Source organism: Micromonospora sp. NBC_00898 (genome assembly GCF_045207895.1).
In the GTDB taxonomy this organism is placed as follows: domain Bacteria; phylum Actinomycetota; class Actinomycetes; order Mycobacteriales; family Micromonosporaceae; genus Micromonospora.
Window position 1 is genome coordinate 5,789,128 of the sequence record NZ_CP108775.1, and the last position, 15,545, is coordinate 5,804,672.

A 15,545-nucleotide genomic window follows, 5' to 3' on the forward strand; every position below is an offset into this window, starting at 1 on the left:
GGAGGAACCGTGGTGCACGAGAACGCCGACCGGGCCCACGTGCCGGGCCAACCGCCGGTGCCCGAGCGGGACATCGAACCGCTCTGGCCGCCGGACCCGACCGAACCGGTCGCCGCCCAACCGTGGGCGGTGCAAACCCAACCGGCCGCCTCCGCCTGGCCCACCCCGTCGAACGGGGACACGCCGCCGGCGCCGCCCGCCGATGGAACCGCGGCCGCGGGTTGGGCGATGAGCGGGCCGCCCGGCGCGGGCGCCTGGCCACCCGCTCCGACCTGGGCGCCGCAGCAGTCCGCCGCCCCGGCCGACGCGGACCAACCCCGGCCGACTCCCGATGTCGGGGTCCCGGGGCCCCGGGCGGCACAGCCGGCGGTCGACCTGGACCTGCCGTTCACCCTCGACCAGTCGGCGATGGCCACACCGCCGAGGACCGGACCCGGCGACCCGGCGACCACCCAGCCCGACGTGACCCCGCAACTGGCGACCACCCAGCCCGACGCGACGCCGCAACCGGTGGCCGACGGCCAGGAGGCGGCGGGGCACCCCGCCACCCCGCGCGCTGACGCCACCTTGGAGACCGACGGACCTGTCGGGTCAGGGCCCGGCGGCCCGGGTGAACCTGCCAGCGGGGACAAGGGCGCCGCGGCGACGGCCCCGCCCCGGAAGCCGGGTGAGTCGCCCTGGGCACAGCCTCCGCAGCGGCTGACGAACGCACCGACCGAGCCGCCCACGCCCCGCACGGACCGGCCGGAGACCGTCCCGGCCACGGCCGCCGCAGCCGACGGCACATCCGCTCCGTCGCCGGCCCCGCCGGCCCCGCCAGCCCCGCCGGCCCCGCCGGCCGCCGAGGCGCCCGCGCAGACCGGCGAGGAGCCCACCCCGCCCCGGCTCGGGCCGTTCCCGCCCGCGCCGGGCGTACCGATCCACCGGCCCGACCAGCAGCCGCCCGCACCCGGACCGGTGCCGCCGTACGGCGACGGCACCGGGTACCCGCCGGCGTCGGCGTACGGCCGGCCCGGCTATCCCGGCGCGTTCGCGTACCCGCCGCCGCAGGCGCCCGGGCCGACCCCGGCCGCCCCGCCCGGCTGGTACCCGCCGGCCTGGCCGTCGCAGGCCGCGACCGGAGCGCACCAGCCGGGCCCGCAGCCGCAGCAGCAGCCGGTTCCGCCGCAGCCGGCGCCGGCGGCGTACCCGGACCCGGGCTGGACGCCGGAGACGGGCGCCACCCCGACCGCGGAGGACTTCGCGCGTCGCCGTCAGGGCCGGCCGGTGGACCCGGTGGCCACCATGGGCGTGCGGGCGGTGGTCAACAAGGTGGGCCTGGTCCGGCTCGCGCCCGGGCGGCACGAGCAGGAACTCAAGCGCGACATCGAGATGGTCCGCCGCAACTTCGGCGGGCTGCGGCAGGTGACGGTGGTCAACCCCAAGGGTGGCGCCGGCAAGACGGTGGCGATCCTGCTGCTCGCCATGACGTTCGGACAGAAGCGCGGTGGATACGTGCTGGCCTGGGACAACAACGAGACCCAGGGCACCCTGGGGATGCGGGCGCAGCAGGACTTCCACTCCCGTACGGTCCGGGACATGCTGCGCGACCTGGGCCAGTTCCAGGGCGCGCACGGCCGGGTCGGTGACCTGTCGCAGTACGTCCGCTCGCAGGGCGAGGGGATGTTCGACGTGCTCGCCTCGGACGAGTCGGCCACCGGCGGTGAGATGCTCACCGCGGCCGCGTTCGCCGAGATCCGCGACGTGGTCAGCCGCTTCTACAAGCTGATCTTCGTGGACACCGGCAACAACGTCCGGGCACAGAACTGGCAGGCCGCGATGGACGCCACCGACCAACTGGTGGTCACGATGTCGGCCCGGAACGACTCGGCGGAGACGGCCGCCCGGATGCTCGACCACCTGGAGCAGAGCGGCCGGCAGCGGCTGGTCCGGCAGGCGGTGACGGTGGTGTCGATGCCGCCGTCGCGCAAGGAGATCGACCTGCCGGCGATCCAGGAGCACTTCGCCGCCCGGACCCGGGCGGTGCTGCTCGCGCCGTACGAGCGGCTGATCGACACCGGGGAGCCGATCCGGTACGGGCAGCTCTCCTCAGCCACCCGGGACGCCTGGCTGAAGATCGCCGCCGCGGTCGCCGAAGGCCTCTGAACAGGCACGACGGCCGGCCCGAGCGGATTCCGGGCCGGCCGTCGGCGCGGGCTCAGTTGCTGGCCAGCGCGTCCCCGGCGGCCGGGTCGCAGTCGCGGAGGAACTGGGCGCAGCGGGCCGCCTCGTCGGCCTCGCCGATCTCGTCGGCGGCCCGGGAGAGCACGTAGAGGCAGCGCAGGAAGCCCCGGTTGGGCTTGTGCGACCAGGGCACCGGGCCGTGGCCCTTCCAGCCGCTCCGGCGTAGCTGGTCCAGGCCGCGGTGGTAGCCGGTGCGCGCGAACGCGTACGCGGGGATGACCTGGCCCGCGGCGAAGGCGCGGGCGGCGAGCGCCGCCCAGGCCGCGCTGTGGGTCGGGAAACGGGCCGCCACCGAGGCGTACGCCTCGTCGGTGTCCTGCGCGGCGGCGTCAGCCAGGGCGGCGTCGGCCTCCTCGTGCGCGGGCAGGAGGGTGGCCGGTGGCTCAGGCAACAGGTTCTGCATCGCCCCATTCAACCCGCTTCGCCCGGGGGCGCGCGAGGGGGTCCGGCGACCCGGTCGGCTGAACGGATGAGGGTTTCGTCACGCCTGCGGCCCGCCACGCACGTACCCGCGGCCCATGCCCGGCGGCGACTTTTTCCACTACAACTGATGGTCCGGAGCCTCCCCAGGACCCGGTTACGCAGGAGCCCGACGGCCTGGCCGCCGGGCTCCTGTCCGTCCGGCCCAAGTTTGCCGCGTTGCCTGGTCGGGGCAGGATGGCCTGGTGCCGACCCCACCTCCCGCGGACGTCATCGAGCCGCACGACACCAGCGTCCACGAGATCGAGACCCGCGCCGAGTTCGACCGGCGGCTGGCCGGCGGCAGCCTCGCCGGGTTGACCGTGCAGGGCCTCCGGCTCGACCTCGACCCGGTGCCCGACCTGACCGGCACCGAGGTCACCGGCACCCTCTTCGTGGGCTGCCGGTTCGCCGGCCGGGAGGTCGGCGCGGACCTGGTCCGGCGCGGCGCGAACGTGGTGCCGCCCTTCTCCGGGCTGCCCTACCCGACCCAGCCGTCTCACCTCTACACCCCGGACGACCTGGCCGCCGGTTTCGCCGAGGGTGGCTTCGCCGGGATGTACGACACCCGGGTGTACGAGCACTTCCGCGCGCACGGCGGGGCGCTGCCGGACGTCCGCGAGGCGCTCGGCCAGCGGCTGCACGACCACGGCGTGGACAACGCGCTGGCCGACGCCACCCGGGCGTGGCTGGCGGCGCACCGGCCGCAGTCGGTGGTGGGGGTGATGGGCGGGCACGCGGTGCCGCGCGGCAGCGCCGCGTACCGGATGGCGGCGGTGCTGGGCTGGGAGCTGGCCCGGGCCGACCGGCTGGTGGTGACCGGCGGCGGTCCGGGCGTGATGGAGGCGGCCAACCTGGGCGCGTTCCTCGCCGCCCGGCCGGCCGACGAGCTGACCGCCGCGATCGACCTGCTCGCCACCGCCCCCGACTTCACCGACCACGACCGCTACACCGCCGCCGCCCTGGCGGTACGCCGGCGGTACGCGCCCGGGCCGACGCTGCCCGCCCAGCGCCCGGCGGCGGCCGCCGGCACCGAGTGGGCCCGCTCGGGCGGGCTCGCCATCCCCACCTGGCTGTACGGGCACGAGCCGGCGAACCTGTTCGCCGGGCGGATCGCCAAGTACTTCTCCAACGCGATCCGGGAGGACACCATCCTGCGGCTGGCCCGCGGTGGCATCGTCTTCGCGCCCGGCCGGGCCGGGACGGTGCAGGAGGTGTTCCAGGCGGCCACCAAGACGTACTACGGCACCGACGGGGCGAGCGGCGCGTACGTCTTCCTCGACCGGGCGTACTGGACGACGCAGCTGCCGGTCGAGACGCTGCTGCGGCCGCTGCTGGCCGGCTCGCACGGCGGCGACCTGGCGGCGACCGTGCACCTGACCGACGACGTCCACGAGGCGGTCCGGGTGCTGACCACGACGACCTGACACGGCGGGCCGGCCCCGCGCGGGAGCCGGCCCTTCCGGGGTACGTGCTGGTTACTTCATCGTGGTGCCGGTGGAGCGCAGGTGCTCGCAGGCCTCCACGACGCGGGCGGCCATGCCGGCCTCGGCGGCCTTGCCCCAGACCCGCGGGTCGTACATCTTCTTGTTGCCGACCTCACCGTCGACCTTCAGCACGCCGTCGTAGTTGCGGAACATGTGGTCCGCGACCGGCCGGGTGAAGGTGTACTGGGTGTCGGTGTCGATGTTCATCTTCACCACGCCGTAGTCCAGCGCCTCCCGGATCTCCGAGAGCAGCGAGCCGGAGCCGCCGTGGAAGACCAGGCTGAGCGGCTTCTCCTTGCCGTACTTGGCGCCGACCGCCATCTGGATGTGGTCGAGCACCTCCGGGCGGAGCTTGACGTTGCCCGGCTTGTAGACGCCGTGCACGTTGCCGAAGGTCAGCGCCGCCATGTAGCGGCCCTTCTCGCCCAGGCCGAGCGCCTCGACCATGGCCAGGCCGTCCTCGACGGTGGTGTAGAGCTTCTCGTTGATGGCGTTCTCGACGCCGTCCTCCTCGCCGCCGACCACGCCGACCTCGATCTCGAGGACGATCTTGCCCTTGGCGGCCTCGTCGAGGAGCTGGGCGGCGATCTCCAGGTTCTCCGCCACCGGCACCGCCGAGCCGTCCCACATGTGCGACTGGAACAGCGGCTCCTCGCCGCGCTTCACCCGCTCCTGGGAGATCGCCATCAGCGGACGGACGAACTTGTCCAGCTTGTCCTTCGGGCAGTGGTCGGTGTGCAGCGCGATGTTCACCGGGTACTTCTTGGCGACCTCGTGCGCGTACGCGGCGAACGCCACCGCGCCGGTGACCATGTCCTTGATCGACGGGCCGGAGAGGTACTCCGCGCCACCGGTGGAGACCTGGATGATGCCGTCGCTCTCCGCGTCGGCGAAGCCCTTGAGCGCCGCGTTCAGCGTCTGCGAGGAGGTCACGTTGATCGCGGGGTACGCGAACCGGCCGGCCTTGGCCCGGTCCAGCATCTCCGCGTAGGCCTCGGGGGAAGCGATGGGCATGTCGAACGCTCCTTACTTACCGCTCTCGGCCGTGCCGGCCGTTGTCTTCCTTGGGTGCGCCGGACCGCGCTGTCCACCGCGGGCAGTATCCCGTAGAAGGCGGCGACGGGCACAACCGACCCGGGCCCTGCCCACCGGTTCCGCTCACCGGTCCGCCAGGCGGTCCGGCACCGCGACGCTGATCAGCCAGCTCACCGCCGCCATCACGATCGCCCCCCAGAAGGCGGCCCAGAAACCGTCCACCCGGAACGGCAGGTCCAGCCCGCGGGCGATCCAGTCCGTGAGCAGGAACAGCAGCGCGTTCACGACCAGCGCGAACAGACCCAGCGTGAGCAGGTAGAACACGCAACCGAACACCTTGATGACCGGCTTGAGGACCGCGTTGACCACGCCGAAGATGAGCGCCACCGCGATCAGGGTGAGCGCGGTGCTCGCGCCGTTCCGGCCGGTCACCTCGACCCCGGGCACGATGAACGTGGTGACCCACAGCGCGATCGCGGTGATCGCCAGTCGGATCAGGAATCCCACGCCCCCCATCCTGGCACCGGGGTCCCGGTACGGAGGGACAATCCGCCGACTCCGTTCCGCACGGCTCCGAGCAGGCTTCCCGCGCAGCCCGTACGGTGTGTGGGTAGCTGTCCGCACCGAGATCCAGGGAGGGACGATGGGTCAGCCCGACGAGGACTTCGCCCCGAGCGACCACCTCGCTCCCGAGGAACGGGATCTGGAGGCGGAACCGGCCGACGCGGTCGAGCAGGCGATCTCCACCGACCCCGGTGACGGCGAGAGCGAGCCGCACCGTGGCCTGGAGGTCGACGACTGGGACGCGATGGAGCAGGCCCGGGTGGTCGCCCGCGACGAGGACGACTACCGCTGACCCTCACCCCAGGCCGGTCACCCGGTCCGGGTGGGCCGCCGTCCACTCACCGAGCCGGTCGTCCCGCAGCGCGGTCAGGAACCCCGGGCTCAGCGTGGGGTCGAGCCGGAACCGGTAGCTGGGCTTCTCGACGTACTTGACCGGCAGGACCACCGCGACCGGCGGGGCGCCGGTCCCCTGCGCGGCCACCGCGAGCAGCGCCGGCAGCGACGTCTCGCCCGTCTCGGTCACCAGGCCGGTGCCGACCTGGGTGAGCAGCCTGGAGAGCAGCACCGGGTTCGTCAGCACACCCCGCTCGTCGACCCGGCGGAGCAGCCCGGCCGCGTACCGCTGCGCGTTGCGGTCGCGATCCAGGGAGCCGTCGGGCAGCCCGTAGCGCTGGCGGAGCAGGTCCACCGAGGCGGCGCCGTCGAGCTGCTGGCAGCCGGCGGGGAACACTCGGCGGGTGTGCGCGGAGCGGATCTCGGCCGGCAGGCAGACCGGCACGCCGCCGACCGCGTCGGCCAGCTTGCGCAGCACCGGGTACGTCAGCACGGCGCCCGCGTCGATCCGTACACCGATCGTGTCGGAGACCACCCGGCGGATCAGCGCGTAGCCGCGGGCCAGGTCCGGGCGCGGCGTGCCGGCGCCGACGGACAGGGCCGCGTTGAGCTTGTCCCTGCCGTGGCCGGGGATGGACACCTCCAGGTCGCGCGGGAGCGAGACCAGGTAGAGCCGGCTGCGGTCCGCCGGGACGTGCACGAGCAGCACCGAGTCGGCGAGCCGGTAGGGCCGGTCCGCCGGCCCGTCCGCCCCGACCAGCAGCACGTTCAGCGCCCCGGTGGGCTTCGACGGGGCGGGGTCGAGCAGGAGATTCGCGGGTGCCGGCCGGTCCGGGGTGAACGCCGGCACGCCGACCAGGGCGGCCGCGATCAGCACCAACGCCGTGCCGCCGACCCGGAGCCGGAACCGGCGGCGCCGGCGGCGGACCACCGACCGCTCGATGGCGGCGCGTACCGGGCCGGTGGGCGGGGTCAGGGTCTCGTGCCGCGCGAAAGCGGCCCGCAGGTCGTCCTCGATCATGATCAGGCCTCCACGTACTCGGCTCGGAGGGTGGCCAGCGCCCGGGAGATGCAGGACCGGACGGTGCCGACGGCACAGCCGAGGATCTCGGCGATCTCGGCGTCCGGGAGGTCCTCGTAGTAGCGCAGCACCAGCGTGGCCCGCTGCCTTCGAGGCAGCCGGGACAGCCAGGACCACACCTGGTCCCGGTCCACCGCGGACTGCGCGTGGTCGGTCGGCGCGGGCACGGCCTCGTCCGGCTCGCCGCGCAGCAGCACCCGGCGCGCCCACGACCCACGCCGCCAGTCGACATACTGGTTCGTGAGCATCCGGCGGACGTACCGCTCCGGGGAGTCGGTCCGGGCCACCCGCCGCCAGTTCAACTGGACCCGGACCATGGTGTCCTGCACCAGGTCCTGAGCCTGGTGCTGATCGCCGGTCAACATGACCGCGTACCGCAGCAGGGCGCCCAGCCGCGAGTCGGCGAACTCCTCGTACGTCACTGCACCTCCCGGTGTCCCGCCCTGTTGACGGGTACGGGCCCGCGGAACATTGCAGAAGGGCGAGGATCATCCGTTCGGCTGATTCCCGGCTCCGACCGTCTTTCGGGACAGCGGGTGGGCTTAACGGTTCCTTAAGATCCACGCGCTCCACCTGCACCCCCACGGGAGGAACCCACCAATGCTCACCCACTCCACCCGGAGCTGGCTGGCCGGGATCGGCGTCGCAGGCGCGTTCGTCGCCGCCTCCGCCACCCCCGCCGTCGCCGCGGAAGACCCCTTCGACGTGTACGCCGGCGACCTGCTGGTCGCGGTCGACCACGGAAAGCTCGGCTTCCTGTACGTCACGCCGAAGCCCGAGGACCCGGAGCCCAAGGCACTCGCCATCGACCTCGACCTGTCGGCTATCTCCAGCTTCGCCACCGTCGACATCGCCACTGAGCTGTGGCGGTGCGACACCACCGGCTCGAAGGTCCACTGCGAGGCCGAGGGCTCCGAGGAGCAGGGCGCTCCCTTCTTCGGGTACTGGGTGAACGTCGATTCGGCGGCGAAGGCCGGCACCAGCGGCGAGCTCGTCGTCAAGGTGACCGCCGACGGCAAGGAGGTGACCCGGAAGCCGACCGTCACCGTGGCCGAGGGCATCGACCTGCAGAGCGACGAGTCGGTCAAGGTCGAGGGCCAGCCCGGCACCACGGTCGGGGTGCCGGGCGTGGTCCGGAACGCGGGCCCCAGCACCGCCCACGGCGCCGTGCTGATGATGCAGGGCGACGGGATCGCCGAGTACGCGGGCAAGTACCGCAACTGCCGCAGCTCCGAGTTCGGCTTCACGATCTGCACCTTCACCGCCGACCTGGAGACCGACAAGGAGTACCAGCTCTCCGAGGACTTCCCGGTGGGCCTGGCCAAGGCGGCCCGCAGCGGCGCCACCCTGCACGCCTACCTGGACTGGTGGGCCGTGGACGACTGGGAGACCGTCACCAAGGACCCCTACTTCCCCGGAATGGGCGAGCCGGGCACCGGCGGCGAACTCCGCCTCGTCGAGCGGCCGGCGAAGGCCCAGCGGGCGCCGCAGACCGACGTCAGCGAGGAGTGGAACAGCTCGACGATCGCGGACATCGCCGTCAAGGGCACCCACTACGCCGACCTCGCCGCCGTCGGCGGATCGGCCAAGGGCAAGGCCGGTGACGTGGTCACCGTGACCCCCGGCTTCCGCAACCTCGGCCCGGCTCTGCTGGAGTGGCAGCAGGGCCTGCCGCTGGTCCAGATCGTGGTGCCGACCGGCACCACCGCCGTCGACGTGTCCGGCGAGTGCGCGCCGTGGGTCCCCGGCCAGAAGTGGGACCCGTACGACATGAGCTGGGGCGAGCCCGGCGCGAAGGCGTACGGCTGCACCGCCAGCGAGACGCCGGCCGGCGTGGACTACGAGTACCCGCTCGCGCTCCGGATCGACAAGGTCGTGCCGAACGCGACCGGCACGGTGACCCTGAGGCTCGCGGGTGACCCGGACCTCAAGAACAACGCCGCGGCGGTCGTCATCAACGGCACGTCCGGCGGCAACGGCGGCGAGCCCGGCAACGGCGGCAACGGTGGTGGCGCCGGTGACGGTGGCACGCTGCCGCTCACCGGTAGCTCGACCGCCCTGATCGCCGGCCTCGGCGCGCTGCTGCTGGCGGCCGGCGCGGGCGGCTACGTGGTGGCCCGCCGCCGCAAGACCCGCTTCGTCGCCTGACGGATCCCGCACCACCCAGCGACACCCGGTGCCCCGCCGACCACCACGGTCGGCGGGGCACCGCCGTGTCCGCCGCGACCGAAAACGGGACGACGCAAGATCGATCGTGCTGACACCATCGACGGCGTGCTGCTCACCCTGACGACCACCCACCGCCCCGCGACCGACCTGGGCCACCTCCTCGTCAAGCACCCGGACCGCGTGCAGAGCTTCGACCTGCCGGCGGGCACCGCGCACGTGCTCTACCCGGAGGCGGACGAGTTGCGCTGCACTGCGGCGCTGCTGGTCGAGGTCGACCCGCTCCGGCTGGGCGGCGGTCACGGTCGCGGGAAGGCGCAGGCGGCCACCCCGGAGACCTTCACCCTGGGCCAGTACGTCAACGACCGCCCGTACGCCGCGTCCAGCCTGCTCTCCTCGGCCCTGGCCAAGGTGTTCCGGTCGGCGCTGCGCGGCGAGTCCCGGGACCGGCCGGAGCTGGCCGCCACCGGAATCCCGCTGGAGGTGCGGGTGCCGGTGCTGCGCTGCCGGGGCGGCGCGGACCTGGCCGTGCGGGTCTTCGCCCCGCTGGGCTGGACGGTGATGGCCGACCCGATCCCGCTCGACGACACGCACCCCGAGTGGGGCGACAGCCGGTACGTCGCGCTGACCCTCGCCGGCACGCTGCGGGTGGCCGACGCCCTCAACCACCTGTACGTCCTGCTGCCCGTGCTGGACGACGCCAAGCACTACTGGGTGGCGCCGGACGAGGTCGACAAGCTGCTCCGGGCCGGCGCCGGCTGGCTGGCCGACCACCCGGAGCGGACCCTGATCACCCGCCGTTACCTGGCGCACCGTCGGGCGCTGGCCGGCGAGGCGCTGGCCCGGCTGGCCGAACTGCGCCTCGCCGACGAGCCGCCGGCCGACGACAGCGTGACCGACGAGCCGACGCCCGAGAGCCCGCCGCGCGCCCCGCTGGCCGTGCGGCGTCGGGAGGCGGTGCTGGCCGCGTTGCGGGCCAGCGGGGCGACCCGGGTGCTGGACCTGGGCTGTGGCGGGGGCGCGCTGCTCACCGCGCTCGCCGCCGACCGGCGGTTCACCGAGGTCGTCGGCACCGACGTGTCCAGCCACGCGCTGACCCTGGCCGCCCGGCGGCTGCGGCTGGACCGGCTGCCCGAGCGGCAGCGCGACCGGATCCGGCTGTGGCAGTCGGCGCTGACCTACCGGGACGACCGGCTGCGCGGGTACGACGCGGCGGTGCTGATGGAGGTGATCGAGCACGTCGACCCGGCCCGGCTGCCGGCGCTGGAGGACGCCGTGTTCGGTCACGCCCGGCCGGGCACGGTACTGGTGACCACGCCGAACGCCGAGTACAACGTCCACTACGAGGGGCTCGGCGCGGGCCGGTTCCGGCACGCCGACCACCGGTTCGAGTGGACCCGGTCCGAGTTCGCGTCCTGGGTCGACCGGGTGTCCGTCGCGCACGGCTACACCGCGACGATCAGCGGGATCGGCGACGACGACCCCGAGGTGGGCGCACCGACCCAGCTGGCCGTGCTGACCCGGCAGGAGGAGACCGCATGACCACCCTCGACATTCCCGAGCTGGCCCTGGTGGCGCTGGTCGGCGTCTCCGGCTCGGGCAAGTCCACCTTCGCCCGCCGGCACTTCCGGCCCAGTCAGGTGCTCTCCTCGGACACCTTCCGCGCGATGGTGGCCGACGACGAGAACGACCAGTCGGCCTCGGCGGACGCGTTCGAGGCGCTGCACCACGTCGCCGGCACCCGGCTGCGGCGCGGCCGGCTCACCGTGGTGGACGCGACCAACCTCCAGCCGCACGCCCGCGCCGCGCTGGTCCGGGTGGCCCGGGAGCACGACGTGCTGCCGGTGGCGATCGTGCTCGACGTGCCGGAGGCGCTGGCCTGGGAGCGGACCGAGGGACGGGCCGACCGGACCTTCGGCCGGCAGGTGCTGGCCCGGATGCAGCGGGACCTGCGCCGGTCGTACGGGCAGCTGGCCCGGGAGGGCTTCCGCAAGGTGCACGTGCTGCGCGGCGTCGAGGAGATCGAGGCCGCCGAGATCCGGTACGAGAAGCTGTTCAACGACCGCCGGGAGCTGACCGGGCCGTTCGACATCGTCGGCGACGTGCACGGCTGCCGGGAGGAGCTGGAGGCGCTGCTGCTCCGGCTCGGCTGGATGCTGCGCCGCGACGACGCGGGCCGCCCGGTGGACGCGGTGCACCCGGCTGGTCGTACCGCGGTCTTCGTGGGCGACCTGGTGGACCGCGGCCCGGACTCCCCCGGCGTGCTCCGCCTGGTGATGGGCATGGTCGCGGCCGGGCACGCGATCTGCGTGCCCGGCAACCACGAGCAGAAGCTGCTGCGCAAGCTGCGGGGCCGGGACGTTCGGCTCACCCACGGCCTGGCCGAGACGATGGCCCAGCTGGAGTCGGAGTCCCCGGAGTTCGTGGCCGCGACGGCCGCCTTCATCGACGGCCTGGTCAGCCACTTCGTGCTGGACGGCGGCCGGCTGGTGGTCGCGCACGCCGGGCTGAAGGAGGCCTACCAGGGCCGCACCTCCGGCCGGGTGCGGTCGTTCGCGCTGTACGGGGAGACCACCGGCGAGACCGACGAGTACGGCCTGCCGGTCCGCTACCCGTGGGCGCGCGACTACCGAGGCTCCGCCATGGTCGTCTACGGCCACACGCCCACCCCGGAGCCGGAGTGGGTGAACAACACCATCTGCGTCGACACCGGCTGCGTCTTCGGCGGGCAGCTCACCGCGCTGCGCTACCCGGAGAAGGAGCTGGTCGCGGTCCCGGCGGTGAAGGAGTGGTACGCCCCGGCCCGCCCGCTGGTCGCACCCACGCCGACCCGGCCGGACACCGTGCTGAACCTGGCCGACGTCACCGGCCGGCGGCACCTCGAGCACCCCTACGGCACGCTGACCGTGCCGGCGGAGAACGCCGCCGCCGCACTGGAGGTGATGAGCCGCTTCGCCGTCGACCCGGGCCGGCTGGTCTGGCTGCCGCCGACGATGGCGCCCTGCTCGACCTCGACGGTCGACGGGTTCCTGGAGCACCCGGCGCAGGCGTTCGCCGACTACCGGTCGGCGGGCGTCGAACGGGTGGTCTGCGAGGAGAAGCACATGGGCTCGCGGGCGGTGGTGCTGGTCGAGCGGGAGCCCGGCCGGTTCGGCGGTGGGGTGGTGCACACCCGGACCGGTCGGCCGTTCTTCGGGCCGCCGCTCGACGACGAGCTGCTGGCCCGGGTCCGGGCCGCGGTGACCTCGGCTGGCCTCTGGGCCGAGCTGGACACCGACTGGCTGCTGCTCGACTGCGAGCTGCTGCCGTGGTCGGCGAAAGCCGGTGGGCTGATCCGGGAGCAGTACGCCGGCGTCGGCGCGGCCGGCCGGGCCGCCCTGCCGGCGGTGCTCGCCACGCTCCACGCGGCGGCCGGGCGGGGACTGCCGGTCGACGGGCTGCGCGGGCGGATGGCCGACCGGGCGGCGGAGGTGTCGGCGTACTCGGCGGCGTACCGGGCGTACGTCGGGCCGATCGACGGGCTGCGCGGGGTGACCCTCGCGCCGTTCGCCGTGCTGGCCGGGGCCGGGGCGAGCTGGGCGGACCGGGACCACGGCTGGCACCTCGACCTGGCCGACCGGCTCTGCGCCGCCGACCCGGAGTTCTTCACCCCGACCCGGCGACTGGTGGTCGACCTGACCGACGCGGCGGCGGTGGACGCGGCCACCCGGTGGTGGCTGTCGCTCACCGCCGTCGGCGGGGAGGGCATGGTGGTCAAGCCGTACGCCGGCCTCGCCGCCCGGTCCGCCCGGGGTTCGCTGCTGCAGCCGGGCATCAAGTGCCGGGGCCGGGAGTATCTGCGGATCATCTACGGCCCCGGCTACACCGAGCCGGCTCAGCTCGCCGCGCTGCGCAAGCGGTCCCTGGGCCGCAAGCGGGGTCTGGCCCTGCGCGAACACGCCCTCGGCCTCGCGGCCCTGGACGCCCTGGCGGGGAACGCCCCGCTGTGGCGCCGCCACGAGCTGGTCTTCGCGATCCTCGCCTGCGAGTCCGAACCGGTCGACCCCCGCCTCTGACCCGTCCGGCCCGGTCCGGCGCGACGCCGGACCGGGCTTCGGTAACCTGTGTGGCCGTGGACACAGCAGAGAAGACCCGGGTGCTCTCCGAGAGCATCGCCCTGAACCCGCTCGACCCGAAGGACCTGATCCACACCTTCGGGTTGATCGGCGTCTGGGCGATCCTCTTCGCCGAGACCGGCCTGCTGGTCGGCTTCTTCTTCCCCGGCGACTCGCTGCTGTTCCTGGCCGGCGTGGCCGCGTCGCCGGTGGCCGACGCGATCTTCGGCAGCGGCACCCGGCTGCACCTGGCCGCGCTGCTGATCGGCGGGCCGCTCTTCGCGATCGCCGGCGCGCAGCTCGGGCACTGGCTCGGCCACCGGTACGGCCGCCGGATGTTCGACCGCCCCAACTCCCGCCTGTTCAAGCGGGAGTACGTGGAGAAGGCGGAGTACTACTTCCAGAAGTTCGGTCCGGCGAAGGCCGTGGTGCTGGCCCGCTTCATCCCGATCGTCCGCACGTTCCTCAACCCGGTGGCCGGGGTGCTCGGCATGCCGGCCCGGCAGTTCCTGATCTGGAACATCGTCGGCGCGGTCCTCTGGGTGGACGGCATCCTGCTGATCGGCTACCTGCTCGCCGACCAGATCTACCACGCGATCGGCGACAAGATCGACCGGTACATCCTGCCGGTGGTGGCCCTGATCATCGTGGTGTCGGTGCTGCCGATCTTCTTCGAGTTCCTCCGCGACCGGCGGGCGCGCAAGCGCGGCGAGGCGGCCGCGATGGTCGCCGCGGCCAGCGCGGCGGGCGTGGTCGACGCGGTGCGGGATGCCGTCGACGGCGAGGACGATCACCGCCGCGGCCAGCACGGCCGCTGACCCCGGACACGCCGATGGCCGGTCCCCTCTCGGGGGCCGGCCATCGGCAACGACCTGTCGATCTGCGGATGGTACGGATGACGGGCAGCCGTCACCGTCCGGTGGTGACGCCACCCCTGGCACGCCACCCGACGTCACCCCGGGCAGGGGCGACCATCAGGCCGTCGGACACGTCCGGTTTCAGCGGGCCTTCTTGGTGGCCCGCTTGCGCGGCGGGGTGAGCAGATCCGCGATCGTCGCGATCGCGGACGGCACCAGCCGGTAGTACGCCCAGACACCGCGCTTCTCCCGCTCCAGCAAGCCGGCCTCGGTGAGGATACGCAGGTGGTGACTGACCGTCGGCTGCGAGAGGCCGAGCGGCGCGGTCAGGTCACAGACGCACGCCTCGCCCTCGGGGGCCGACTGGATCAGGCTGAGCAGCCGGAGTCGAGCGGGATCGGCGAGGGCCTTCAGGACCCCCGCGAGACGCTCGGCATCGGCACGTTCGATCGGCTCGCCGGCAAGCGGCGAGATCTGAGGCATGGTCATTTCAGCCAACGCAGTTCCCACGTATTCCATCCTTCCACCAGCAGCATCGATCCGCCTGCATATCAGCAGATCCGAATCGGCAAACTTTTACGCCACAAGGCCGAGGTCAGCCAACGTATAGGCCGCCCGATAAGGCAGTCCGGCGGCTCGCACCGCGTCGCCGGCACCTCGATCAACAATAACCGCCACGCCCACCACTTCGGCCCCGGCCTCGCGCAGCGCCTCGACGGCGGTCAACACACTGCCACCCGTGGTCGAGGTGTCCTCCACCGCCAGCACCCGACGACCCGCGACGTCCGGCCCCTCGATCCGACGTTGCAGACCGTGCGCCTTGCCCGCCTTGCGGACCACGAACGCGTCCAGCGGGCGGTCGGTCGCGGCGGCCGCGTGCAGCATCGAGAGAGCCACCGGGTCGGCGCCCAGGGTCAGCCCGCCGACGGCGTCGTACTCCCAGTCGGCGGTCAGGTCGCGCAGCACCCGGCCGACCAACGGCGCCGCCCGGTGATGGAGCGTGACGCGACGCAGATCGACGTACCAGTCCGCCTCGCGACCTGAGGAGAGCACCACCCGTCCATGGACCACAGCCAGGTCGGTAATGAATTTACGCAGGTCGTCGTGGTGGCCCATGGCGTTAGAGGGTACTGCGCAAGTCTGGGAGCCGTCTGCGGGGTCCACCCGGGTCACCCTCCGGGCGACAGATAGTTGGCGATATTCAACTACTCCGCGCGACCGTCCACTTGGGCCGACGCCGCGACGT

Annotated in this window: 14 protein-coding genes; 7 read left to right on the forward strand and 7 right to left on the reverse strand. The window is 73.5% G+C overall.

Features of this window, described 5'->3' with window-relative positions; genetic code table 11:
* Positions 1 to 9: 9 nt before the first annotated feature.
* A complete protein-coding gene (locus OG799_RS28135) occupies positions 10 to 2,145 on the forward strand; it encodes a chromosome partitioning protein (protein WP_406039181.1) in 2,136 nt (711 codons plus the stop codon).
* A 52-nt stretch (positions 2,146 to 2,197) separates the two neighbouring features.
* On the opposite strand, the gene OG799_RS28140 is transcribed toward OG799_RS28135, so the two are convergent.
* Positions 2,198 to 2,626, reverse strand: coding sequence for a DUF3151 domain-containing protein (locus tag OG799_RS28140; RefSeq protein ID WP_406039183.1), 429 nt, complete (start codon positions 2,624 to 2,626; stop codon positions 2,198 to 2,200).
* A gap of 262 nt (positions 2,627 to 2,888) precedes the next feature.
* On the opposite strand from OG799_RS28140, the gene OG799_RS28145 reads away from it, so the two are divergent.
* On the forward strand, positions 2,889 to 4,109 hold the full coding sequence (locus OG799_RS28145; protein ID WP_406039185.1) for an LOG family protein: 1,221 nt from the start codon (positions 2,889 to 2,891) through the stop codon (positions 4,107 to 4,109).
* Between the two features lie 51 nt (positions 4,110 to 4,160).
* On the opposite strand, the gene fbaA is transcribed toward OG799_RS28145, so the two are convergent.
* The gene (fbaA, locus tag OG799_RS28150; RefSeq protein ID WP_406039187.1) at positions 4,161 to 5,183 is read right to left on the reverse strand and encodes a class II fructose-bisphosphate aldolase; all 1,023 of its coding nucleotides are present in this window, start codon (positions 5,181 to 5,183) and stop codon (positions 4,161 to 4,163) included.
* A 144-nt stretch (positions 5,184 to 5,327) separates the two neighbouring features.
* Positions 5,328 to 5,711, reverse strand: a complete 384-nt coding sequence (locus OG799_RS28155) for a phage holin family protein (protein WP_406039189.1) — start codon at positions 5,709 to 5,711, stop codon at positions 5,328 to 5,330.
* Positions 5,712 to 5,847: 136 nt separating this feature from the next.
* Here OG799_RS28155 and OG799_RS28160 point away from each other — a divergent pair, with 136 nt between their 5' ends.
* The gene (locus OG799_RS28160; protein WP_406039191.1) at positions 5,848 to 6,060 is read left to right on the forward strand and encodes a hypothetical protein; all 213 of its coding nucleotides are present in this window, start codon (positions 5,848 to 5,850) and stop codon (positions 6,058 to 6,060) included.
* 3 nt (positions 6,061 to 6,063) lie between these two features.
* Here OG799_RS28160 and OG799_RS28165 read toward each other — a convergent pair whose 3' ends face one another.
* Together OG799_RS28165 and OG799_RS28170 are read right to left on the reverse strand one after the other, a co-directional pair.
* On the reverse strand, positions 6,064 to 7,122 hold the full coding sequence (locus OG799_RS28165) for an LCP family protein (protein ID WP_406039193.1): 1,059 nt from the start codon (positions 7,120 to 7,122) through the stop codon (positions 6,064 to 6,066).
* A gap of 2 nt (positions 7,123 to 7,124) precedes the next feature.
* On the reverse strand, positions 7,125 to 7,604 hold the full coding sequence (locus OG799_RS28170; protein WP_406039195.1) for a SigE family RNA polymerase sigma factor: 480 nt from the start codon (positions 7,602 to 7,604) through the stop codon (positions 7,125 to 7,127).
* A gap of 178 nt (positions 7,605 to 7,782) precedes the next feature.
* On the opposite strand from OG799_RS28170, the gene OG799_RS28175 reads away from it, so the two are divergent.
* From OG799_RS28175 to OG799_RS28190, 4 genes are all read left to right on the forward strand, one after another.
* Positions 7,783 to 9,330, forward strand: coding sequence for an LPXTG cell wall anchor domain-containing protein (locus OG799_RS28175; RefSeq protein ID WP_406039197.1), 1,548 nt, complete (start codon positions 7,783 to 7,785; stop codon positions 9,328 to 9,330).
* Between the two features lie 126 nt (positions 9,331 to 9,456).
* Entirely contained in the window at positions 9,457 to 10,890 is a 1,434-nt protein-coding gene (locus OG799_RS28180; protein WP_406039199.1) for a 3' terminal RNA ribose 2'-O-methyltransferase Hen1, read from the forward strand.
* Positions 10,887 to 13,403 carry a polynucleotide kinase-phosphatase gene (locus tag OG799_RS28185; protein WP_406039201.1) on the forward strand — a complete coding sequence of 839 codons (2,517 nt, stop codon included), beginning with the start codon at positions 10,887 to 10,889 and terminating at the stop codon, positions 13,401 to 13,403. The genes OG799_RS28180 and OG799_RS28185 overlap by 4 nt, the downstream gene beginning before the upstream one ends.
* Before the next feature lie 50 nt (positions 13,404 to 13,453).
* Positions 13,454 to 14,260 (forward strand): DedA family protein, encoded by an 807-nt coding sequence (locus OG799_RS28190; RefSeq protein WP_406039203.1) that lies wholly within the window; start codon positions 13,454 to 13,456, stop codon positions 14,258 to 14,260.
* A gap of 180 nt (positions 14,261 to 14,440) precedes the next feature.
* On the opposite strand, the gene OG799_RS28195 is transcribed toward OG799_RS28190, so the two are convergent.
* Together OG799_RS28195 and pyrE are read right to left on the reverse strand one after the other, a co-directional pair.
* A complete protein-coding gene (locus tag OG799_RS28195) occupies positions 14,441 to 14,818 on the reverse strand; it encodes a helix-turn-helix transcriptional regulator (protein WP_007454255.1) in 378 nt (125 codons plus the stop codon).
* A 57-nt stretch (positions 14,819 to 14,875) separates the two neighbouring features.
* Positions 14,876 to 15,415 carry an orotate phosphoribosyltransferase gene (gene pyrE, locus OG799_RS28200; protein WP_406039205.1) on the reverse strand — a complete coding sequence of 180 codons (540 nt, stop codon included), beginning with the start codon at positions 15,413 to 15,415 and terminating at the stop codon, positions 14,876 to 14,878.
* Positions 15,416 to 15,545: the final 130 nt, after the last annotated feature.